This is a genomic window from Leucobacter triazinivorans (assembly GCF_004208635.1).
Lineage (GTDB): Bacteria > Actinomycetota > Actinomycetes > Actinomycetales > Microbacteriaceae > Leucobacter > Leucobacter triazinivorans.
This window is the reverse complement of sequence record NZ_CP035806.1, coordinates 3223581-3245188: the sequence shown is the minus strand read 5'-3', so window position 1 is coordinate 3245188 and position 21608 is coordinate 3223581. Positions and strand designations below refer to the sequence as shown.

18 protein-coding genes and 1 rRNA gene are annotated in these 21608 nt (G+C 68.2%); 5 read left to right on the top strand and 14 right to left on the bottom strand.

Annotated features, from left to right (window positions below; all coding sequences use genetic code 11):
* Positions 1-59 precede the first annotated feature (59 nt).
* Complete coding sequence (locus EVS81_RS14635; RefSeq protein WP_130111025.1) at positions 60-731, bottom strand: lysophospholipid acyltransferase family protein; 672 nt, start codon at positions 729-731, stop codon at positions 60-62.
* Positions 732-869: 138 nt separating this feature from the next.
* Here EVS81_RS14635 and EVS81_RS14630 point away from each other — a divergent pair, with 138 nt between their 5' ends.
* Positions 870-2699: an AMP-dependent synthetase/ligase gene (locus EVS81_RS14630; protein WP_130111024.1), complete on the top strand. Its 1830-nt coding sequence runs from the start codon at positions 870-872 to the stop codon at positions 2697-2699.
* Between the two features lie 229 nt (positions 2700-2928).
* Here the strand turns inward: EVS81_RS14630 and def are convergent, their stop codons facing one another.
* Both def and EVS81_RS14620 read right to left on the bottom strand, forming a co-directional pair.
* Positions 2929-3420: a peptide deformylase gene (def, locus tag EVS81_RS14625; RefSeq protein WP_130111023.1), complete on the bottom strand. Its 492-nt coding sequence runs from the start codon at positions 3418-3420 to the stop codon at positions 2929-2931.
* 116 nt (positions 3421-3536) lie between these two features.
* Entirely contained in the window at positions 3537-6935 is a 3399-nt protein-coding gene (locus tag EVS81_RS14620) for a pyruvate carboxylase (RefSeq protein ID WP_130111022.1), read from the bottom strand.
* A 162-nt stretch (positions 6936-7097) separates the two neighbouring features.
* On the opposite strand from EVS81_RS14620, the gene EVS81_RS14615 reads away from it, so the two are divergent.
* Positions 7098-7907: a ParA family protein gene (locus EVS81_RS14615; RefSeq protein ID WP_130111021.1), complete on the top strand. Its 810-nt coding sequence runs from the start codon at positions 7098-7100 to the stop codon at positions 7905-7907.
* 65 nt (positions 7908-7972) lie between these two features.
* Here EVS81_RS14615 and EVS81_RS14610 read toward each other — a convergent pair whose 3' ends face one another.
* The 4 genes from EVS81_RS14610 to EVS81_RS14595 all read right to left on the bottom strand — a co-directional run bounded on the left by EVS81_RS14610 (position 7973) and on the right by EVS81_RS14595 (position 11483).
* The gene (locus tag EVS81_RS14610; protein ID WP_240739876.1) at positions 7973-8575 is read right to left on the bottom strand and encodes a MerR family transcriptional regulator; all 603 of its coding nucleotides are present in this window, start codon (positions 8573-8575) and stop codon (positions 7973-7975) included.
* Between the two features lie 155 nt (positions 8576-8730).
* Entirely contained in the window at positions 8731-9408 is a 678-nt protein-coding gene (ftsR, locus tag EVS81_RS14605) for a transcriptional regulator FtsR (RefSeq protein WP_130111020.1), read from the bottom strand.
* Between the two features lies 1 nt (position 9409).
* Entirely contained in the window at positions 9410-9874 is a 465-nt protein-coding gene (locus tag EVS81_RS14600; protein WP_130111019.1) for an FHA domain-containing protein, read from the bottom strand.
* Between the two features lie 127 nt (positions 9875-10001).
* Positions 10002-11483, bottom strand: a complete 1482-nt coding sequence (locus EVS81_RS14595; RefSeq protein WP_130111018.1) for an XRE family transcriptional regulator — start codon at positions 11481-11483, stop codon at positions 10002-10004.
* A 138-nt stretch (positions 11484-11621) separates the two neighbouring features.
* Here EVS81_RS14595 and aceB point away from each other — a divergent pair, with 138 nt between their 5' ends.
* The 3 genes from aceB (at position 11622) to EVS81_RS14580 (ending at position 14633) form a co-directional block, all read left to right on the top strand.
* A complete protein-coding gene (gene aceB, locus EVS81_RS14590; protein ID WP_130111017.1) occupies positions 11622-13274 on the top strand; it encodes a malate synthase A in 1653 nt (550 codons plus the stop codon).
* A gap of 199 nt (positions 13275-13473) precedes the next feature.
* Positions 13474-14214 carry a DUF1266 domain-containing protein gene (locus EVS81_RS14585; protein ID WP_130111016.1) on the top strand — a complete coding sequence of 247 codons (741 nt, stop codon included), beginning with the start codon at positions 13474-13476 and terminating at the stop codon, positions 14212-14214.
* Positions 14202-14633 carry a hypothetical protein gene (locus EVS81_RS14580; RefSeq protein WP_130111015.1) on the top strand — a complete coding sequence of 144 codons (432 nt, stop codon included), beginning with the start codon at positions 14202-14204 and terminating at the stop codon, positions 14631-14633. Before EVS81_RS14585 ends, EVS81_RS14580 begins: the two co-directional genes overlap by 13 nt.
* 64 nt (positions 14634-14697) lie before the next feature.
* On the opposite strand, the gene mnhG is transcribed toward EVS81_RS14580, so the two are convergent.
* The 7 genes from mnhG to rrf all read right to left on the bottom strand — a co-directional run bounded on the left by mnhG (position 14698) and on the right by rrf (position 21450).
* Positions 14698-15072, bottom strand: coding sequence for a monovalent cation/H(+) antiporter subunit G (mnhG, locus tag EVS81_RS14575; protein ID WP_130111014.1), 375 nt, complete (start codon positions 15070-15072; stop codon positions 14698-14700).
* A complete protein-coding gene (locus tag EVS81_RS14570; RefSeq protein ID WP_130111013.1) occupies positions 15065-15379 on the bottom strand; it encodes an MrpF/PhaF family protein in 315 nt (104 codons plus the stop codon). The genes mnhG and EVS81_RS14570 overlap by 8 nt, the downstream gene beginning before the upstream one ends.
* On the bottom strand, positions 15376-15936 hold the full coding sequence (locus EVS81_RS14565; RefSeq protein WP_130111012.1) for a Na+/H+ antiporter subunit E: 561 nt from the start codon (positions 15934-15936) through the stop codon (positions 15376-15378). Before EVS81_RS14565 ends, EVS81_RS14570 begins: the two co-directional genes overlap by 4 nt.
* Positions 15933-17615, bottom strand: coding sequence for a Na+/H+ antiporter subunit D (locus EVS81_RS14560; RefSeq protein ID WP_130111011.1), 1683 nt, complete (start codon positions 17613-17615; stop codon positions 15933-15935). The genes EVS81_RS14565 and EVS81_RS14560 overlap by 4 nt, the downstream gene beginning before the upstream one ends.
* A complete protein-coding gene (locus tag EVS81_RS14555) occupies positions 17612-18142 on the bottom strand; it encodes a Na(+)/H(+) antiporter subunit C (protein ID WP_130111010.1) in 531 nt (176 codons plus the stop codon). Before EVS81_RS14555 ends, EVS81_RS14560 begins: the two co-directional genes overlap by 4 nt.
* On the bottom strand, positions 18139-21024 hold the full coding sequence (locus tag EVS81_RS14550; protein ID WP_130111009.1) for a Na+/H+ antiporter subunit A: 2886 nt from the start codon (positions 21022-21024) through the stop codon (positions 18139-18141). Before EVS81_RS14550 ends, EVS81_RS14555 begins: the two co-directional genes overlap by 4 nt.
* A gap of 309 nt (positions 21025-21333) precedes the next feature.
* Positions 21334-21450 (bottom strand): 5S ribosomal RNA (rrf, locus tag EVS81_RS14545).
* Between the last annotated feature and the right edge of the window lie 158 nt (positions 21451-21608).

The window sequence follows — 21608 nt, the reverse complement described above, 5'->3', positions numbered from 1 at the left end:
CTGCGGCACGGGACCGCAACCCCTCCAGCCTACTAGGCCGCGCCCTCCGATCGCGCAGATCACCGGTTGCGTACGCTGGAGGCGTACACGTCGACATACTCCTGACCGCTCAGCTTCTGGATCTCCAGCATGATCTCGTCGGTCACGCTCCGCAGCACGAAGCGGTCGGCGCTCATGCCCCGGAATCGGCTGAAGTCGAGCGGCTTGCCGATGACCGTGCCGATGCGGCGGATCTTCGGCACCTTCACCCCGATGGGCATGGCCTTCTCGGTGTCGATCATCACGATGGGCACGACCGTCGCCCCCGACTCGAGCACGAGCCGGGCGACGCCCGTGCGTCCTCGGTAGAGACGAGCGTCGGGACTGCGGGTGCCCTCGGGATAGATGCCGAGCACGTCTCCTCGATCGAGCACGCTGAGTCCGGTATTGAGCGAGGCCTCGGATGCCTTGCCGCCCGAGCGATCGATCGGCAGCTGTCCCACCGCGAGCATGAAGTTCTTCACCAGCCAGCCGTTCAGGCCCCGCCCCGTGAAGTAGTCGCTCTTGGCGAGGAAGTAGACGCGCCGGTCGATCATCAACGGCATGAAGAAGGAATCGATCACCGACAGGTGGTTTCCCACAATAATCACCGGCCCCGACGCGGGAATATTCTCGGCACCCTCCACCCACGGGCGATAGATCGTCTTCAAGAACGGCCCGATGATCAGGTGTTTAAAAATCCAATAGAGCACTGCCGGCGGTTTCCTCTCGTCTCAGAACAGAATAGCCGAGCCCGAGCGGGGCGTCGGTATGCATATAGGCTGAAGACATCTTCGCGGTGCTGCGGAAGTGCCGCCGTTTCCCCTTGACGAGGTATCGAAGGAGCTGCCGTGCAACAGTCTGAGACCCCGATCCTGATCCCCTCCGTCCCGGAGGACAACATCACCGACCTGCTGGAGCAGCGTGTCGCCGCGACCCCGGATCGGGCGCTGTTCGCGGTACCCCAGGGCGAGGGGTGGCGCAACATCAGCGCGGCGGAGTTCCGCGAGCAGGTGGTCGCGCTCGCGAAGGGATTCGCGGCGGCCGGCGTGGAGCCGGGCGATCGGATCGCCTTCATGTGCAAGACGAGCTACGAGTGGTCGCTCATCGACTTCGCCCTGCACTACGCGGGGGCCGTCATGGTGCCCGTCTACGAGACCTCCTCCGCGCTGCAGCTCCACTGGATCCTCGAGGATTCCGGCGCGCGCGGCATCATCACCGAAACGGCCGAGCACGCCGAGCGGTTCGGCGAGATCAGCGCCGAGGCCTCCGGGGTCACGCTCGACTGGCGACTCGATCAGGGCGCGCTCGACGCACTGCACGCGGGTGGGCGCTCCGTCCCCGACGAAGAGATCGAGCGACGCCGCTCGCTTGCAGTCGGCAGCGACATCGCCACCCTTATCTACACGTCGGGATCGACCGGCCGCCCCAAGGGCTGCGTGCTGACGCACGCGAACTTCGTCGACCTCTCGCGCAACGCCGCCGCCGCGCTCTCCGAGGTCGTGCAGCAGCCCGGCTCCTCGACGCTGCTGTTCGTCACGCTCGCCCACGTCTTCGCGCGGTTCATCTCGGTGCTCGCGGTGCACTCCGGCGTGCGCGTCGGGCACCAGGCCGACACGACGCAGCTGCTGCCGGCGCTCGGCAGCTTCAAGCCGACCTTCCTGCTGGCAGTGCCGCGCGTCTTCGAGAAGGTCTACAACTCGGCGGAGCAGAAGACGGAGGCCGAGGGCAAGGGCAAGATCTTCCGCGCGGCCGCCAAGGTGGCGGTGGAGCATTCGGAGGCCCTCGACGCCGGCAAGGTGCCCTTCATGCTCGGCCTCAAGTTCAAGGTCTTCGACAAGCTCGTGTACGGGAAGCTGCGCGAGCGCCTGGGCGGCAACGTGCGCTTCGCCGTCTCCGGGTCGGCCCCGCTCAGTCACTACCTCGGCCACTTCTATCGCAGCCTCGGCGTCAAGATCCTCGAGGGCTACGGCCTCACGGAGACCACCGCCCCCGTCACCGTCAATCTGCCGGACAAGTTCAAGATCGGCACCGTAGGCCCGGCCCTGCCCGGCCACACGGTGCGCATCGCGGATGACGGCGAGATCGAGGTCAAGGGTCTCGACGTCTTCAAGGAGTACTGGAACAACCCCGAGGCCACGAACGCCGTGTTCACCGATGACGGCTTCTTCCGCACCGGCGACCTGGGGACGCTCGACGAGGACGGCTACCTTTCCATCACGGGCCGCAAGAAGGAGATCATCGTCACCGCGGGCGGCAAGAACGTCGCTCCCGCCGCCCTTGAGGATCCGATCCGCTCCAACACCATCATCGGACAGGTGGTCGTCGTCGGCGACCAGAAGCCGTTCATCTCCGCGCTCGTCACGCTCGATCCGGAGATGCTCCCCGCCTGGCTGAACAACAACGGTGAGGATCCGAACATGACGCTCGACGAGGCATCGGCCCACCCGAAGGTGCTCGCCGAAGTGCAGAGCGCCATCGACCACGGCAACTCCTACGTCTCGCGGGCTGAGTCGATCCGCAAGTTCGTGATCCTGCCGACCGAGTTCATCGAGGCCAACGGCCACCTCACCCCCAAGATGAGCATCAAGCGCGACAACATCCTGCGCGACTTCGCCGGGGAGATCGCGAAGCTCTACGGCGACAACCCGCAGACGGAAGCCGTGAGCGTGGGCAAGTAGGCGCACCTGCCCGCACCGCGACGGGGGCGGTGACCGGTCGAACCGGTCACCGCCCCCGTTTCGCCCATCGACCGCTCCGGTCATCCTGCGCGAGCTTGCGAGTCGCAGGATCCATACACATGGATTCTGCGTACTGCGACTCGCTCCGCTCGCGCAGCATGACCGGCTTCGCCACGCGCAGAATGACGGGTCCAGCGCGACCTATCGGCGGAAGCTCTCGGTGCGGACGTCAGAACCAGCTGGACTGGCGGATGCGCCGCATCGCCTCACCGCGCGCCTCGCGGTCCAGGCGAGCGATGTAGAGCTTCCCGTCGAGATGATCGCACTCGTGCTGGAGCGCCTGCGCGAGCAGGCCCTCCCCCGAGATCACCAGCTCGGCGCCGTCGAGGTCGATCCCGCGCACCGTCGCGCGCGGGTAGCGCATCACGTCGAACCAGAGATCGGGCACCGAGAGGCATCCCTCGCCGGTGGGAGCGGGCTCTCCCTCGAGCGCCACGATCTCGGGGTTGATGATGTAGCTGACCTCGCCGTCGATGTTCAGACTGAATGCGCGCTGCGTGTGCCCGATCTGTGTGGCCGCGAGCCCGGCGCGGCCCTCCATGTCGACCGTGTCGCACAGATCGGCGATCAGCGCGCGCACTCCGTCGTCGATCTCCGCCACCGGATCGCACACGGTGCGCAGGACCGGGTCGCCGAACAGCCTGATCTCTCGAATCGCCATTGGCAGTCCTTCCCGTCATCCTGCGCGCAGTCGCAGGATCCATGTCGTCGTTCGTCGATCCTGCGACCCGCTTCGCGGCCGCAGGATGACGTGTCCTGCGGGCGCGATGTCCCAGCCTACGCGATGACGGCGATGAGGTCGCCCGCTTCGAGCGAGCGGGTACCCGTGAACACAATGCGCTCGACCGTGCCCGCCACGGGCGCGGTGATCGCGGCCTCCATCTTCATGGCCTCGATCGTCGCCACGGGCTGTCCCGCCTCGACGGCCTCGCCCACGGCTGCCTTCATCGTGACGGTGCCCGAGAAGGGCGCGGCGACGTGACCGGGTGCGGTGCGATCGGCCTTCTCGGCGACGGGCGCCTCGACGGCCGCCCCCTCGTCCTTCACGAAGACCTGACGCAGCTGCCCGTTGACCCGCACCATTACGGTGCGCACCCCCTTGTCGTCCGCTTCGCCGATCGCTTCCAAGCCCACGTAGAGCCGGATACCCCGCGCCAGATCGATCGCGTGCTCCCGGCCGGACTCGAGCCCGTAGAGATAGTCGGGGGTGTCCAGCACCGAGAGGTCGCCGAACTGCTCGCGCGCCTGCTCGAACTGTCGCGTGGGCTGGGGGAACAGCAGCCGGTTGAGGGTCGCCCGACGATCCCGGCCTCCGCTCGCGAGCGAGGCCTCGTCCTCGGGAGTGATCGGAGCGACGGAGATATCGACGCTGCGGCCGGCGAGCACCTTCGAACGGAATGGCTCGGGCCAGCCGCCCGGGATCTCGCCGAGCTCTCCGGCGAGGAACCCGACCACCGAGTCGGGCACGTCGTAGCTCTGCGGGTTCGCTTCGAAGTCGGCGGGATCGGCGTCGACCGCGGCGAGGTGCAGGGCGAGGTCGCCCACCACTTTCGAGGAGGGCGTCACCTTCGGGATGCGGCCGAGAATGCGATCCGCCGCCGCGTACATGTCCTCGATCTTCTCGAAGTTCTCCGAGAGGCCCAGGGCGATCGCCTGCTGACGCAGATTCGAGAGCTGCCCGCCGGGGATCTCGTGCGAGTACACGCGACCGGTCGGCGAGGGGAGCCCGGACTCGAAGGGGCTGTAGAGCGCGCGGACGGCGTCCCAATAGGGCTCGAGGGCGTAGACCGCGTCGGCCTCGAGCCCGGTGTCGCGCTCCGTGTTCGCGAGCGCTGCGACCAGAGCCGACAGCGAGGGCTGGCTGGTGGTGCCCGACATCGGTGCGGAGGCCGCATCGACGGCATCGACGCCCGCCGCGGATGCCGCCAGCAGGGTGGCCAGCTGCCCACCCGGCGTGTCATGGGTGTGCAGGTGCACGGGCAGCTCGAAGCGGTCCCGGAGCGCGGCGACCAGTTTCGCGGCCGCAGCGGGCCGCAGCAGGCCGGCCATGTCCTTGATGGCGAGCACGTGGGCCCCGGCGCCGACGATCTCGTCTGCGAGCCGCAGATAGTAGTCGAGGGTGTACTTGTCCTCGTCGGGCGAGAGCAGGTTGCCCGTGTAGGCCATCGCCACCTCGGCCACCGCGGTACCGGTCTCGCGCACCGCATCGATAGCGACCCGCATCTGGTTCACGTCATTGAGGGCGTCGAAGATCCGGAACACGTCCACGCCGGTCTCCGCGGCCTCGCGCACGAACGCGCGCGCCACGCCAGCAGGATAGGGCGTGTAGCCGACCGTGTTCTGCCCGCGCAGGAGCATCTGGATCGGCACGTTCGGCAGCGCCTCGCGGAGAGCGGCGAGCCGCTCCCACGGATCCTCGCCGAGAAAGCGCAGCGCGACGTCGTAGGTCGCGCCGCCCCAGGCCTCCACCGACCACAGCTGCGGGGTGAGCCGCGCGACGTAGGGCGCGATCCGCGCGAGATCCTTCGTGCGCACTCGCGTCGCGAGCAGACTCTGGTGCGCATCGCGGAAGGTGGTCTCCGTCACCGCGAGCGCCGTCTGCTCACGCAGGCTGCGCGCGTAGCCGTCGGGCCCCAGTTCGAGCAGCCGCTGCCGGTAGCCGTGCGGGGCGGGCAGGGCCAGGTCGGCCGCCGGCAGCTTCGCCGCCGGATCGATCGCGCCGGGGCGCGGCCCGTTGGGCTGGTTCACGGTGACGTTCGCGACGTGCTGCAGCAGGCGGGTCGCGCGATCCTTCGGCTTGTTCATCTCGAGCAGCTCGGGCCGCTCCTCGATGAACGATGTCGCCACATCGCCCGCTTGGAACGCCGGATCGGCGAGCACGGCCTGCAGGAACGGGATGTTCGTCGCGACGCCGCGGATCCGGAACTCCCCCAGGGCGCGCCGCGCCCGCACGACCGCGTCCTCGAACGTGCGGCCGCGGCAGGTGAGCTTGGCCAGCATCGAGTCGAAGTGGGGGCTGATCTGCGCGCCGACGTTGATCGTGCCGCCGTCGATGCGCACCCCGCCGCCGCCCGGCGAGCGGTAGGCGGTGATGCGGCCGAGGTCGGGGCGGAACCCGTTCGCGGGATCCTCGGTGGTGATCCGGCACTGCAGCGCAGCGCCGCGCAGTACGATCTGCTCCTGCGCCAGGTCGAGCTCCTCGAGCGTCGCCCCGGCGGCGATCCGCATTTGAGAGCGCACCAGATCGACGTCGGTGACTTCCTCGGTCACCGTGTGCTCCACCTGGATGCGCGGATTCATCTCGATGAAGACGTGCTCGCCCGCGCGCTCCCCCTCGGTATCGAGCAGGAACTCGACGGTGCCGGCGTTCTCGTACCCGATCGACCGCGCGAACGCGATCGCGTCGCGCGTCAGCTCGTCGCGCTTCTCCTGCGTCAGGTTCGGTGCCGGCGCGATCTCCACCACCTTCTGGTGCCGGCGCTGCACCGAGCAGTCCCGCTCGAACAGATGCACCGTCGCGCCGGTGGAGTCCGCCAGCACCTGCACTTCGATGTGCCGGGGGCGCAGCACCGCCTGCTCGATGAACATCGTGGGATCGCCGAACGCCGACTCGGCCTCGCGCATCGCGCTCTCCAGCGCGTCGCGCAGATCCTCCTCACGCTCCACGCGACGCATTCCGCGACCGCCTCCGCCCGCGACCGCCTTCGCGAACACGGGGAAACCGATCTCGCGCGCCCCCGCCAGCAGCGACTCGATGTCGGTCGACGGCGGCGTCGAGCGCAACACCGGCACGCCGGCCGCGATCGCGTGCTCCTTCGCAGCGACCTTGTTGCCCGCCATCTCCAGCGCTTCGCGGCCCGGGCCGATGAACCGGATCCCCGCCGCTTCCGCCGCCGCGGCAAGCTCGGGGTTCTCGGACAGGAAGCCGTAGCCCGGGTAGATCGCATCGGCGCCCGCCTCGACCGCGACGCGCACGATCTCCGCCACATCGAGGTAGGCCCGTACCGGATGCCCCGCCTCGCCGATCAGATACGCCTCATCGGCCTTCAGACGGTGCAGCGAATTGCGATCCTCGTAGGGGAACACTGCCACCGTCGACGCGCCCAACTCGTGCGCCGCACGAAACGCGCGGATCGCGATCTCACCGCGATTGGCAACCAGAACCTTCTTGAACACGCGGAATACTCCTCTTGTCGTCGATGATCGTCGGCTGCCCAGGCCGGAATATCGTTCGATATCAAGATACATCGTAGTCATTCCGCGGCGCGTAGGAGAATCCGCGATGAGAGCCGCCTCGGGCCTGGACGTTCCCCAGCGGGCATCGACTAAACTTGTCGCGTGCATGTATTGAGTGTGAGTTCCCTCAAGGGCGGGGTCGGCAAGACCACCGTGACGCTCGGCCTCGCTTCCGCCGCGTTCTCCCGCGGGCTGCGGACCCTGGTGGTCGACTTCGATCCCCAGTCCGATGTATCGACCGGTCTCGCGGTGAACCCCGAGGGCTATGCGAACGTGGCCGATGTGCTCGAGAGCCCCAAGGAGAAGACGGTGCGGTCGGCGATCGCGCACAGCGGGTGGAACGAGTACCACGAGGGCGGAGCGATCGACCTGCTCGTCGGCAGTCCGTCCGCCATCAATTTCGACGGCCCGCACCCCTCGACGCGCGACATCTGGAAGCTCGAAGAGGCGCTCGCCGTGGTCGAATCCGAGTACGACCTCGTGCTCATCGACTGCGCACCGTCGCTCAACGCGCTGACTCGCACCGCGTGGGCGGCGAGCGACCGAGTGCTCGTGGTCGCCGAACCGAGCCTCTTCGCCGTCGCGGCGACGGACCGCGCCCTGCGCGCCATCGAGGAGATCCGCCGCGGTGTGAGCCCGCGCCTCCAGCCGCTGGGCATCCTGATCAATCGCACGCAGCCCCAGTCGATGGAGCACCAGTTCCGCATCCGCGAGCTGCGCGAGATGTTCGGCCCTCTCGTGCTGAACCCCCAGCTTCCGGAGCGCACGTCGCTGCAGCAGGCGCAGGGCGCCGCGAAGCCGGTGCACATGTGGCCCGGCGAGGCGTCGCAGGAGATGGCCGCGAATTTCGACCTGGTGCTCGATCGGGTGCTCCGCTCCGCGGGCATGGACGCCGCGCGAGCTGCCAAGTAGGCTCGCGGAGGATCCTGCGCGAGCCCGGTCCGCGGTCTGCCCGCGGTCTGCGCGAGCCGCTCCCGTTAGGAGATCTTCTTGCGCGTCTGGCGCCGCGCGGCGAGTTCGTCCACCGAGGCCTCGGCCTGCTCGCGATGCTCATCCATGTCGACCAGCGAGGTCTCGACCTCGCGGAGCACCTTGCCGACGGCAATGCCGAAGACGCCCTGACCGCGGCTGACGAGGTCGATGACCTCGTCGCTGGAGGTGCAGAGATAGACGCTGGCGCCGTCGCTCATGAGGGTCGTCTGCGAGAGATCGTGCACTCCGGCCTCGTGGAGCTGCGCAACCGCGGTCCGGATCTGCTGCAGTGAGATGCCGGTGTCGAGCAGTCGCTTGACGAGCTTCAGCACGAGGATGTCGCGGAAGCCGTAGAGGCGCTGCGATCCCGACCCCTGGGCGCCACGCACAGTCGGTTCGACGAGGCCGGTACGGGCCCAGTAGTCGAGCTGACGATAGCTGATGCCCGCGGCTCGCGCCGCGGTGGCGCCCTTGAAGCCGCCGTCCTGATTGGGGCGGGGCAGGCCGTCGTCGAAGAGCAGATCGGAATCGATCGAGAGCGGCTGCGCACCCGGTGCTGGTGCCGACGGAGGGACCGCGTCACCGGACGGCTGCTGGGTGTGCTCCATCGTGTTCCTCTCTCCGAGGCGCCGCGTGCACGTGCGCCGAACTCCATCAACGCTACCCAGATGAGCACCCCCGTGCAACGACCGCCGAGCATCAATTTGGGCGTGTCGACCTCTACTTGAGGTTGAAGGTTGAAACGACGCCGATCACGGCCCGTTCAGAGGCCGCCGAACCTCCTGCGCAACACGCCGGAGCGCACGGTCTCGAGGTGCCCAGCGAGTTCGAGCGACCCCTCCGTGCCCGCCGGCGTGCCGCTCTTCAGCCCGCGCGTCGACACCGCGTGCGCGATGAGCTCCGCCTCCCGCTCTGCCGAGACCCGCAGCGCACGCAGATGCCGCGGCGTGATGCCCTGCTCGGCGAGCTTGAGGAGCGCGGAGAGCTGCGCGACGGCGTCGTGGGGGAACACCTCGGCAGCCGGCAGGAGCCCGGCCGCGATGGCCTCCCCGAGGAAGCGTGCGCTCGCCCCGGTCGCGCGTCGCAGCTCGTCGCTGCTGAGCACGCGCTTCGGAGCGAGGATGCTCGACGCGCTGCGAGACGCCGCTCCGGGAATGAGCGGATCGCGCCCCGCGTCCATCTCGTCGAGCAGCTCGGCGATCACCTTCAGCGGAAGGTAGTGGTCACGCTGCAGGGTGAGGATCAGCCGCAGGCGCTCGATGTGCTCCTGCGAGAACTTGCGGTACCCGGACTTCGTGCGCTCGGGGGTCACGAGCCCCTGCTCCTCGAGGAAACGGAGCTTCGACGGGGTCAGATCCGCGAAATCGACCTGGAGACGCGCCAGCACCTGGCCGATGCTGAGGAGACCCGGCGCGCGCTGATCGGCCTGCGCGGCCGCCATGCTAGGCGCCCTCGCCCAGGTCGAAACGCGAGGCGAAGAACGTGAAGCGGAATTTGCCGACCTGCACCTCGGCGCCGTCCTGCAGTGGGACCTCGCCGTCGATGCGCGCTCCGTCGCAGAAGGTGCCGTTGAGCGACCCCAGGTCGACGACCGAGAACGCGGTGCCGCTCCTGCGGAACTCGGCGTGCCGTCGAGAGACGGTCACGTCGTCGAGGAAGATATCGACCGCGGGGTGGCGCCCCGCCACGGTCACGTCCTGATCGAGCAGGAAACGCGCCCCGAGATCGGGGCCGCGACGCACCACGAGCAGAGCGGCGCCGGACGGAAGGGCTTCGACCGATTCGCGCTCGTCGATCGTCAGATCGGTCACCCGGGTGCGGATCATCGCCCCCAGATCATCCCGGAACTGCTGAGTGGAGCGCACCTCGGTATTGTCGGCGCGACGAGCATGATTCTCAGTGTTCACGTCATCACCCCTTCTTGACTCTCGAACCACACGGCGGGCCGTTCGCCCCCGTTCCTCTACGCTATCGCAGCCGCGGGCGGGCGCGCACCTCCGCGCACGAAAAATCGGACGGGGATCCGTGTCGGACTCACTCGTGCGATTCGAGGAAGGCGTAGACCTCGTTGGAGTCCACACCCGGGAAGGTGCCGGTGGGCAGGGCAGCGAGCAGACTGGTGGGGGTGGCCGCCTCGGGCCACGCCGCCGCCTCCCACTTGCGGGTGAGGTCGCTCGAGGCGCGCCGACAGCACTGATCATCGGGGCAGAACGACTGCGAGCGGTGCGAGGTCTCACGCCCGCGGAACCACTTCACGTCCTCGAAGCGCACTCCGACGCTCACCGAGTAGAGGCCCTCTTTCGCCTTCTCCACGCGGGATGTGCACCAGTAGGTGCCGCCTGAGGCCATGTCGGTGTACTGGTACCAGGGGTTGAACCGGTCGGGCTGAGAGAACACCGTGCGCGCCGTCCAGTTGCGACACACGGTCGCGCCCTCGAAGTTGCCGAGCGCGTCCGACGGGAAGCGCACGCCGTCGTTCTCGTACGCCTTGATCAGCGTGCCCGACTCGTGCGCCTTCATGAAGTGCACTTCGAGGCCGAGACGCTCGGTCGCGAGATTCGTGAAGCGGTGCGCCGCCATCTCGTACGACACCGCGAAGGCGTCGCGCAGATCCTCCATCGAAATCTGGCGCTGCTGCTTGGCATCCGAGAGCTGCGCCACGGTCGCCTCCTCGGGCAGCAGCACCGCGCCGGCCAGGTAGTTGGCCTCGACCCGCTGACGCAGGAAATCGCCGTAGTTGCGCGGCTCCTCATGCCCGCAGACGAGACTGGCGAGCGCGCGCAGAATCGGCGCCCGCGCGTCGCGCGACGGGAGGTTGCTGCTGAGATATATGCGGCCGTTGCGGCGATCGATCACCGAGCGCGTCGAGTGCGGCATGTCGGAGACGTAGTGCAGGCTGAAGCCCAGTTTCTCGGCAACGGTCGAGATGGTCTGCTGCGACACCGGCCCGCCGACGTACCCCACACTGTCGAGCAGCTGCGCCGCCGCTCGCTCGAGTTCGGGGAAGTAGTTGCCCGCGACGCGCATGTCGCGCCTCAGTTCGGTGTTCGCGCGACGCGCCTCCTCGGGCGTCGCGGCGCGCTCACGGTGCAGGCGCTCCACCTCCTGGTGCAGGCCGAGGATCGCCTGCAGGGTCTCGTCACTCGTGGCCTTGGACACGCGGATCGGCTGTATTCCCAGCGACCTGAATACGGCTCCCCGCTGCGCGCGCTCCACCGCGATCTCGAGGGCGGCGCGCTCACTCGGGGCCTCGTCGACGAGCAGCTCGTCGACGGTGGAGTCGAGGGCTGCGGCGAGCGCGCGCAGCAGCGGAAGCCGGGGCTCGCGTTTGCCGTTCTCGATCGCCGAGAGCTGCGACGGCGCCCGGTCGACCGCTGACGCCAGCTGTTCGAGCGTCAGGCCCATCCGAGTGCGCCGCTCCCGGATGCGCCGGCCGAGCGTGAGAGCGTCGCCGCCCTCCTCCGGGTCGAGCTCGGCGCTCCGAAGGGCGTCGGCTCCCGTTTCGAGAAGTGTCATGCCCCCATGGTGCCAGAGGCCCGATCTTCCGGCAAGCAGAAGAATCGCAGAATTTCATCCCCGAACTCACCCCTCGGGGGCCCTTCGGCTCCCCCAGGATGGAACTACCCCGCAATCACCCACACGAAGGATCAGATCATGACCACCATGCAGGCGGCTCCACTGTCAAGTCAGACCGCCATCTCCTCAGGCACCGCCCGCATCGAAGTTCTCGGTCGCCCGTTCGACCGCAGCGACGAGATCCTCACCCCCGATGCCCTGCAGTTCCTCACCGAGCTGCATCACCGATTCGCCAGCAGCCGCCATGAACGGCTCGCCGAGCGGCAGCGCCGCCGCTACGAGATCGGCAACGGGCGCGATCCGAAGTTCCGCGAGGACACCCGGGCCATTCGCGAGGACGACTCGTGGCGGGTGGCCGGAGCGGGCCCCGGTCTCGAGGATCGTCGCGTCGAGATCACCGGCCCTACCGACCCGAAGATGACGGTCAATGCGATGAACTCGGGTGCGCAGGTCTGGCTCGCCGATCAGGAGGACGCCACCAGCCCGACCTGGCGCAACGTGATCGGCGGGCAGCTCTCGCTGTTCGACGCGATCCGCGGGCGACTGGAGTACACGAGCCCCGAGGGCAAGCAGTATCGCGTCACCGCCGAGCGCACTCCCACGATCGTCATGCGGCCGCGAGGGTGGCACCTGGTCGAGAAGCACCTCAGATTCGTCGATGCGCAGGGCCGCGCCGGAGCCGCCTCCGGCAGCCTGGTCGACTTCGGACTCTACGCGTTCCACAACGCCGAGGAGCTCGTCGCGCGCGGGCGGGGGCCCTACTTCTACATCGCCAAGATCGAGTCGAGCGAGGAGGCGAAGCTCTGGGACGACATCTTCACCTACACCGAGCAGGCCCTCGGCCTCGCTCACGGCACGATCCGCGCGACCGTGCTCATCGAGACGCTGCCCGCCGCCTTCGAGATGGAGGAGATCCTCTACGTCATGCGCGATCACATCGCGGGCCTCAACGCCGGGCGGTGGGACTACATCTTCTCGATCATCAAGAACTACCGCGGCCGCGGGGCCCGCTTCGTGCTCCCGGATCGCAGCGAGGTCACCATGACCGTGCCCTTCATGCGGGCCTACACCGAGCTGCTCGTCAAGACGTGCCACAAGCGGGGCGCCCACGCGATCGGCGGCATGAGCGCGTTCATCCCGAACCGGCGCGATCCCGAGGTCACCGCCCGGGCCGAGGAGAAGGTGCGCGCCGACAAGCACCGCGAGGCGAACGACGGTTTCGACGGCACGTGGGTGGCGCACCCCGATCTCATCCCGGTCGCCCGGGCCGAGTTCGACGCCGTGCTCGGGCGCAGGCCCAACCAGGTGGATCGTCAGCGCGACGACGTCGACGTGACCGCGGCCCAACTGCTCGACGTGCGCATCGGGCGCGATATCACCGAGGCCGGCGTGCGCGACAACGTGTCCGTCGGGATCCGCTACATCGAGGCCTGGCTGCGCGGTCTCGGGGCCGTCGCGCTCGACAACCTGATGGAGGACGCCGCCACGGCCGAGATCAGCCGCTCGCAGATCTGGCAGTGGATCCACCAGGATCAGTCCACGGCCGAGGGCACCCCGATCACTCGGGAGTGGGTGGCCGCGCTGGTGCGCGAGACCGTCGACGGATTCGCGCGCTTCGAGGGGGACCGCTTCGACGATGCGGCCGAGCTGTTCGCCGATGTGGCGTTGGGAGACGACTTCCCCACCTTCCTCACCGTTCCCGCATACAGCCGCTACCTCGTGGACGCCTGAGCGGTCCGGCCGCTCGGTGCGAACACCGGCGCGCTCCTGGGGGACGGCTCCCGGGAGCGCGCCGGTGTTCGCACCGAGCAGCAGCCGACGCACAGCATCGTGTCCTAGAATGACGTTGGGGTGCACTGGACCGCGAGGTTCGGGCGCAATTGGGAGAGCAGCACAGTAGATTCTCGGCGAGAGGCAGCTCCCACCCCTCATGAACGTCATCACTGAGCCTGACCGGCTCCGCGCCCACGAGAGCCACCCGATCGATTCCCGCGAGGCGAACCTGCTCGCTCTCGGCCTCCAGCCGCTCGTGCTCATGGGCGCGAACTGGAACGATCCCACGGCGAGCGCCCTCTCTGACACGGAGAAGCAGCACTTGCAGAAGTCCTGGCAGCTCGACTCGACGGCAGACGTGCTTATCGCCGCATTCGAGCTCGTCAACCACCGGCACCAGAACGTCGAGTGGCGTCGCATGCTCGAGTTGCGCGGCCGACTGGCCGAGAGATCGGAGCCGACACCGCACGCGTGGCTGACGGCCATCGCCCGCGACGGGATCGACGGCGACCGGGCGCGTGCGTTCGTCGACGCGATCCAGGGGTACGAGCAAGAACTCGGAGCCGGCCCGGATGACTCGGTCGAGGCGGTGATCAGCCTCGACGCCTTCGCCCTGGCGCAGGCGGTCGCGGTGAGTGTCTGGGGCGTGGGACTGGGGTTCCTGTCTCGCTCCAAATCCCTCCGGCTCATCGGCCATGTGAATGAGATCGCGAGACGCGAGTTCGCGTCTTGGGCGGCGTTCGGCCGCAGCTACGCGGTGGGCAGTGCGATGTTCTCGAGCGACGGCGAGCTCAAACGGCGAGGGTCGCGTCAGGCGGCGATCACCTCGATGATCATGCGCACGGCGCTCGACCCGGCGAGCGACGGCCCGTGGGCGGTGCTCCCGTGGCGCATCTGACCCCGGCTGCGGAGGCGCCCCTGAAGTTCTTGTTCACCGGCGACTTTCTCGATCGATGGACCGAAGATGCGCTCCGCATCCTCTCGATGTTCGCCCGGGATCCGGTGCACCGGCCGCTGGTGCTGCTCCCCCACGACATCCAGGTGGAGGACTACGAGCACGTCGGCCGAGTCCGATGCGGACACGACGCGAGTCGCGCCCTCGAGCAGCTGGTGACCGGGAACGGGTCCCGGGAATCCGATCTCGTCCTGATCGACCTCGCCCCCGATCCCTGCCCCGAGATCGACCCCCTGGTGCCGGTGCTGAACGCCCACCTTCGCGGCGACTGGCCTCGCGGGCTCACGCTCCTGGTGCTCTCCCCCACCACCGAGGGCTTGCACGTCGACGGTTTCGACGCCCGACTGCGCCTGCCGTCATGAGGCGCGGGTCGACGCCCCGACACCCGTGAGCGGAAGTTTCTCGACCCGACTCGGATCGACAGGCTCAGTCCCTTCCCTCGTTGGCCCGCTCGATGGCGGGCCCGAGTTCGTCGACCACCAGCGTCTCGGTGTCGAGCTGCCCCGTGCGATACGCGGCACGACCCACCATGTGGGCGGCCACCGGCGCGGTGAGCGATTGGAAGACGAACACCGGCACGAGCGCGAGCAGCGTCGCGATGGACCGCTGGTCGAGGGCGATCGCCGCGATCACCAGCAGCAGCCCGAAGATCTGCGGCTTCGTAGCCGCGTGCAGCCGGCTCAACGCGTCCGGGAAGCGCAGCAGGCCGATCCCCGCCGCGACGGAGAGCACTGCGGAGAGGAAGACGCACACCATCGCGGCGACGTCCATGATCTGCTCGACGACTGCGATGTCAGACATGTCCGGCCCCCGTTCCCCGGTTCTGGATCTTTGGCTGCTCGGCGCGACGCTTGACGAATCGGGCGACGACGATCGTGGCGAATGTCGCGGTCGCCGCGATCACCGTCATGAGCGGGATCGTATCGGTGTGCCCCCGCACCACCATGTCGATGCCCACCGCCAGCATCAGCGTCGTCAGCAGCACGTCAGAGGCGACCATCCGATCGAGGATCGTCGGCCCGCGCACGATCCTCACGATCGCCGCGAGCGCCGTCACGGTGAGGCCCGTGCCGGCCGCGATCGCGAGTGCCAGCATCACCGCGCTCATGTCAGCCCCCTGATCTCCTGCTTCGACCCCACCGTGAGGATCAGCAGGCGCTCGATGCGACGCACCTCTCGGCGCATCGCGCTGATCTCGCGCTGGCTCGGAGTGTCCAGCACATGCAGATAGAGGACCGACGCGAAACGGTCGACCTCGGCGACGAGCGACCCGGGCAGCAGCGAGATCGTGAGCCCGACGATCGTGAGGATGAAGTCCGATCGCGTACGCAGCCGGACCGCGATGATCGAGGTCGGCGGCGGCGGCCCGGGACGCACCGCCAGCCACGCGACCTGCCAGGACGCGACAGCGAGGTGCCAGAAGAAGTAGCCGACGTAGAGCGCCGCGTACCAGGGGTTGAACCGGCCCGCGAGCTCGACGGGAGGCAGATAGAAGACCCGCATGACGACGATCGCGACGATTGTGCCGCTCAGGATCGAGAGCAGGGAGACCTCGTGCCAGAGCATCACCCACAGCAGCACTAGGCCGACGAGCAGCGGCAGTTCGTGCAGTCGAACGCCCCACTCGACCCGCCGCGCCGCGCTCGGCTCTTCGCCCCGGCTCATGGCGTCGTCTCCTCGGGTTGCGTGTCTCCACTACCGCCGCCCAGCTGGCCGGGCGTATCGCCGAGCACGAGCTGCGCCAGCTCCCCCGGCACCGCCATGTTGCGCCCCGCCCGATCGGCGTAGGCGTAGAGAGGGCCCGCGAACACGGTCAGCGCAACGCTCACTGCAACCATGCCGGCGGTCGCCGCGGTCATGAGGCGGGGGGTCTCCTTCTGCTCCTGCGTCGGCTGCGCGTCCGGGGCGTCCTGCAGCCGCTCGAAGAGCTCTTCCTCGCGCCGACGCAGCATGAGCGCCTCGGTGGTCGGCTTGCCCTCCGTCCCGCGGATCTGGATCGCACCGGTGTCGACCAGCTGCTCCGGTCGCTTCCGCGGGCGCCAGAACGCGAGCACCCACGCCCGGGCGAGCGCATACAGCGTCAGCAGCGAGACGAGCGCGCCCACACCCATCAGCCAGTATGCGCCCGGGGTCTGCAACTCGGCGGCGACCGTGAAGAGGCCCACCTTCCCGATGAACCCGGAGAACGGCGGGATTCCCCCCAGGTTGAGCATCGGGATGAAGAAGAGCACAGCGATCACGGGTGCGCTGCGCAGCATTCCGCCGAGCCCCGAGATCGAGGTCGTGCCGCCCTTCCGCTCGAGCAGGCCCACCGCGAGGAACAGCGTCGTCTGCACGATGATGTGGTGCGCGATGTAGTAGATCGTTGCGGCGAACCCTGCGGCATTCGCCATGGAGATGCCGAAGATCATGTACCCGATGTGACTGATCAACGTGAAGGAGAGCAGCCGCTTGATGTCGAGCTGCGAGATCGCGCCCAGAATGCCGACGACAAGGGTGAGACCCGCCACCACCATGAGCACGCCGTCGACGCTCGAATCTGGGAACAGCAGCGTCTGGCTGCGGATGATTGCGTACACGCCCACCTTGGTGAGCAGCCCCGCGAAGACCGCGGTGACAGGGGCGGGAGCCGTCGGGTAGGAGTCGGGCAGCCAGAAGGACAGGGGGAACACCGCGGCCTTGATCCCGAACGCGATCAGCAGCGCCAGGTTGAGCAGCAGCTGCATCTCGCTCGGCAGTTCCGCGATGCGCACCGTGAGCTGCGCCATGTTCACCGTTCCCGTGGCGCCGTAGATGAGCGCGATGGCCGCGAGGAAGAGTACCGAGGAGACGAGCGACACGATGACGTAGGTGACGCCGGCTCGAATGCGCTGCACCGTGCCGCCGAGAGTGATGAGCACGTAGCTCGCCACGAGCAGGATCTCGAATCCGACGTAGAGGTTGAACAGGTCGCCGGCGATGAAGGCGTTGAACACGCCCGCACCGAGCACGAGATAGGTCGGATAGTAGATCGAGACCGGCGTATCCTCGTCTCCGTCGGCCAGGCCCTGGCCGATGGAGAACAGGAACACGCCCAGCAGCACCACCGCCGAGACGGCCAGCATGAGCGCCGAGACCCGATCCACCACCAGCGCGATCCCGAACGGCGCCGCCCAGCCGCCCACCTCCATCACGAGCACACCCTGAGCGTCGACGAGCCACATGAGCACGCCGCTCAGCAGGAGCACCAGAGTCAGCGCGATGAGCGTGATGCCCTGCTGCAGTCTGCGGTGGCCAGGCACGGCGAGCGCCAGTGCGGAGCCCGCGAGCGGGATCAGCACGACCAGGGGAACGAGTGCGGTCATCGGCTCGCCTCCCCGTCGCCGGTCGTGTCGCCGGCGGGCTCTGCGGATGCGGGGGCCCGGTCCGTATCGACGCCCGCACCGGTGCCCGGGTGCTCATCGGCATCGGCGTCGACGAATTCCGGGGCCTCTGCGAGGTCCTCGTCCGTTACCTCGACGGTCGTGAGCGCTTCAGTCGCGGCGATCTCGAGATCCGCCTCGTCGTCCTGCACCGTGTCATCCGTGTCGTGCGCCAGACGCCAGGAGCGGTAGATCAGCGCGAGCAGGAACGCGCTGACCCCGAAGGTGATCACGATCGCGGTCAGAATGAACGCCTGGGGCAACGGGTCGCTCATCTCTTCCGCGGACCCGTTGCCCACGATGGGTGCGACGCCGAACGAGCCCGACATGAGGAAGATGAGCAGGTTCGTCGCGTTGCCCACCATCAGGAATCCGAGCAGCACGCGGGTCAGGGTCCGGTCGAGCATGAGGTATACGCCGCAGGCGTACAGCACGACCATGGCGGCGACCAGCACGAGAGGCATCGTCATCGCGCGCTCACCTCTTTTCCTTCTTCCGCGAAGGCCGCGACATCGGCTTCCTCGTGCTCGTCGATCTCCGCACCGAGGCTGCGCAGGACATCGAGGATGAGCCCGAAGACCACCAGGTACACGCCGATGTCGAAGAGCGTCGAGGTCACCAGCGGCAGCGTCCCGAACGGCCCGAGATCCACATCGACCCAGGCGGACGCGAGCGCGGCCTGCCCGAAGAGCATCGGCAGCAGCGCCATGGACACCGAGAGCGCCAGACCGATGCCGAGAATTCGGCCGGCGTCGAGGGGCACCGTGGCACCGAGTTCGTACCTGCCGCCGGCGAGATAGCGCGCCACGAGCGCGAGACCGGCGACGAGACCTCCCGCGAAGCCGCCCCCGGGAGTGTTGTGTCCGGTCAGCAGCAGGTAGATCGAGAGGATGATGAGCGCATGGAAGAGCAGGCGCACGACGACCTCGAGCAGAATGGAACGGCGCGCCGGGTTCAGGTGGCGCCCGGCGAGCAGCCACGAGACCCGGCTCGCCGGATCGTCGGGATCGGCGATGCGCAGCAGGTGCTCGCGCGCCTGCGAGCGCGCGTCGCGACGGCTGAGCTTCGGACGGAGATCGGCACGCGTGCTGAGGAAGACGAGCGAGGCGACGCCGGTCGCCGCAGCGAGGATCACCGAGAGCTCGCCCATCGTGTCCCAGCCGCGGATGTCGACGAGCATCACGTTGACCACATTCGCGCCGTGCCCGCCGGCGTACGCCAGCGCGGGATGCTGGAGCGAGATGGGATCGGCGATGCGGGATCCGAGCGCCACGACGGCGAAGGCGCCCATCACCAGGCCGACGGCGGCACCGATGACCCCCCGCCCCCAGCGCACGCGGCGCGTCGACCGGCTCCCGAGGCGCTGCGGGAGGCGGCGGATCACCAGGACGAAGGCGATCAGCGTCACCGTCTCGACGAGCGCCTGCGTCAGTGCCAGATCAGGTGCGCCGTGCATCGCGAAGACGGCCGCCATGCCGTATCCGGTCACGCCGACGAGCACGACCGCTTGAAAGCGAGTCCGCGCGCGCAGCGAGAAGATCGCCGCGACGATCACGATGATCGCGATCGGGATCTGCACCGGCGAGCTCATGAACTCGAAGGTGTTCGGCCACTCCCCCGTCGCGATCAGCGTTCCGCCGAGCGCGACCACAACCACGATAAGAATCACCGCGAGGTAGAAGGGCAGGGAGCCGCGCTGAGTCAGCGAGGTGACCTTGACCGCGAGACTGTCGACCCAGTGGGTCACGACCCAGTACGCGTGCGATGCGGAGAACCGCTCGGGCAGCGCCGGAAGCTGCGCTGTGCGGCGCGAGAGCACCACTGCGAGCAGTGTACCCACCGCGATGACCGCTACAGAGGTCCCGAGCTCGACGGTCAGACCGTGCCACAGCGCGAGGTGCTCGGGGTGCGCGCCCGGAACGGTGGCCTGCAGAACGGGATCGAGCGCCGACGAGAACACGCCGCCTGCGAGCGCGGCGAGGGCGAACACGGCAGGTGCGATGCAGATGCTCCACCCGGGACGATGCACGACGGCGCACTCGACGGTGCCGGGCTTGTCTGCGAACGCACCCCACAGGAAGCGCCCCATGTATGCGACGGTGAGCATGCTTCCGACCACCAGAACCGCGAATGCAAACAGAGCGAGCGGTTCGTCCGCGCCGATCCGGAGCAGCTCGGTGAGTGCCGACTCCTTGGCCACGAACCCGAGAAACGGCGGAAGACCCACCATCGAAGCGGTCGCCGCGGTCGTGATCAGGGCGAGCACCGGCATGCGCCGGCCCACACCGCACAGCTTTCGCAGATCGCGAGTGCCCGTGGAGTGATCGATGATCCCGACCGCCAGGAACAGGGGCGCCTTGGCGAGTGCGTGGGCGAACAGCAGCGCCAGCCCGGCGAACGCGGCGCGCGGGTCCGCGATCCCGAAGACCATCACCAGCATGCCCAGCTGGCTGACGGTGCCGTGCGCGACGACGAGTTTGATGTCGAACTGCTTGAGCGCACGCACCCCGCCATTGAGCATCGTGATGGCGCCGAGCACGACGAGCGTCTCACGGTACCCGACCACATCGCCGAACCCCGGGCTGACGCGGGCGATGAGGTACACCCCCGCCTTGACCATCGCCGCCGCGTGGAGGTAGGCGCTCACGGGGGTGGGTGCCGCCATGGCGCCGGGCAGCCAGAAGTGGAACGGGAAGATCGCCGACTTCGAGAGCGCACCCGCGAGCACCAGGAAGACCGCAACGCTTGCGATGGGACCGCTCGGCGGCGCTGAAACGATCTCCGAGAGCAGCGAGGTACCCGTCTGCTGCGCGAGCAGCACGAAACCTACGAGCATCGCGAGACCGCCCAGAGTGGTCACCATGAGGGCCTGCAGCGCGGCGGCGTTCGCGGTGCGCAACCGGGTCGCGTGCCCGATCAGCAGGAAGGAGAAGACCGTTGTCCCCTCCCAGAAGATGAAGAGCAGGTAGAGGTCGTCGGCGAGCACGAGCCCCAGCATCGACGTCGCGAAGCCCATGAAGACTGCGGCGAATCGGGCGAGGCCCGTCTCGCCATCGTCGAAGTAGTTCGTGCAGTAGAGCAGCACGAGCGCGCCCGCGCCCGTGACGAGCAGCGCGAACAGTGCCGACACCGCGTCGAGCCGGAGCGTGAGCGTCATCCCCAGCTGCGGGACCCACTCGACAGATTCGACGAGCACCGCACCTGAGAACACGGGCTGCGCCCACCACAGGAGCACGGCGAAGGCGGCCGCCATGAGCAGCGCAAGACCGATGAAGGCGCGGCGTCCGAAGCGCCGCACGATCGGATGAATGACGACGGCACTCAGAGCGAGGACGAGCAGCATGCTCATCATCGCTCCCATAGGCGGCCCGCTTCCGTCTGAATCGCAGTGTGCTGTTCTCGGAATACGATTCTATCGGAACGGTCCGGGGGAAGTCTGCGCGGACCGGTAGCAGAGACCCTCGCGCCCATTGCTCCGCCGACCCTGCGGCGCGGATACGCAGATTCTGCAGCGGGAACGACCGGTCACAGGGCACAGATCGCGGGTTCCCCGGTACGGGTGGCCGGATCCACGGCACGGAGTCGGAACAGAGCCGGAACATGAAAAAGGCCCCGAGCGCCTCACCTGCGATGGTGGGGTGCTCGGGGCCTCTGAAAGGGTGTCCGGCGGTGTCCTACTCTCCCACGAGGTCCCCCTCGCAGTACCATTGGCGCTGTCAGTCTTAGCTTCCGGGTTCGGAATGTGTCCGGGCGTTTCCCTGACGCTATGGCCGCCGTAACTCTATCAACATGTGGCACACCGTCCCCTGGGGGTGTTGCGTGTTCAGGGGGTGGGTGTGGGCCGTCTGTTGGGAACCACAAAGTGGACGCGATACATCGTTACGATTTGCTTTGGTGCTTATTTCTCACGCACACACGCGACCGGGGTCGTGGTGT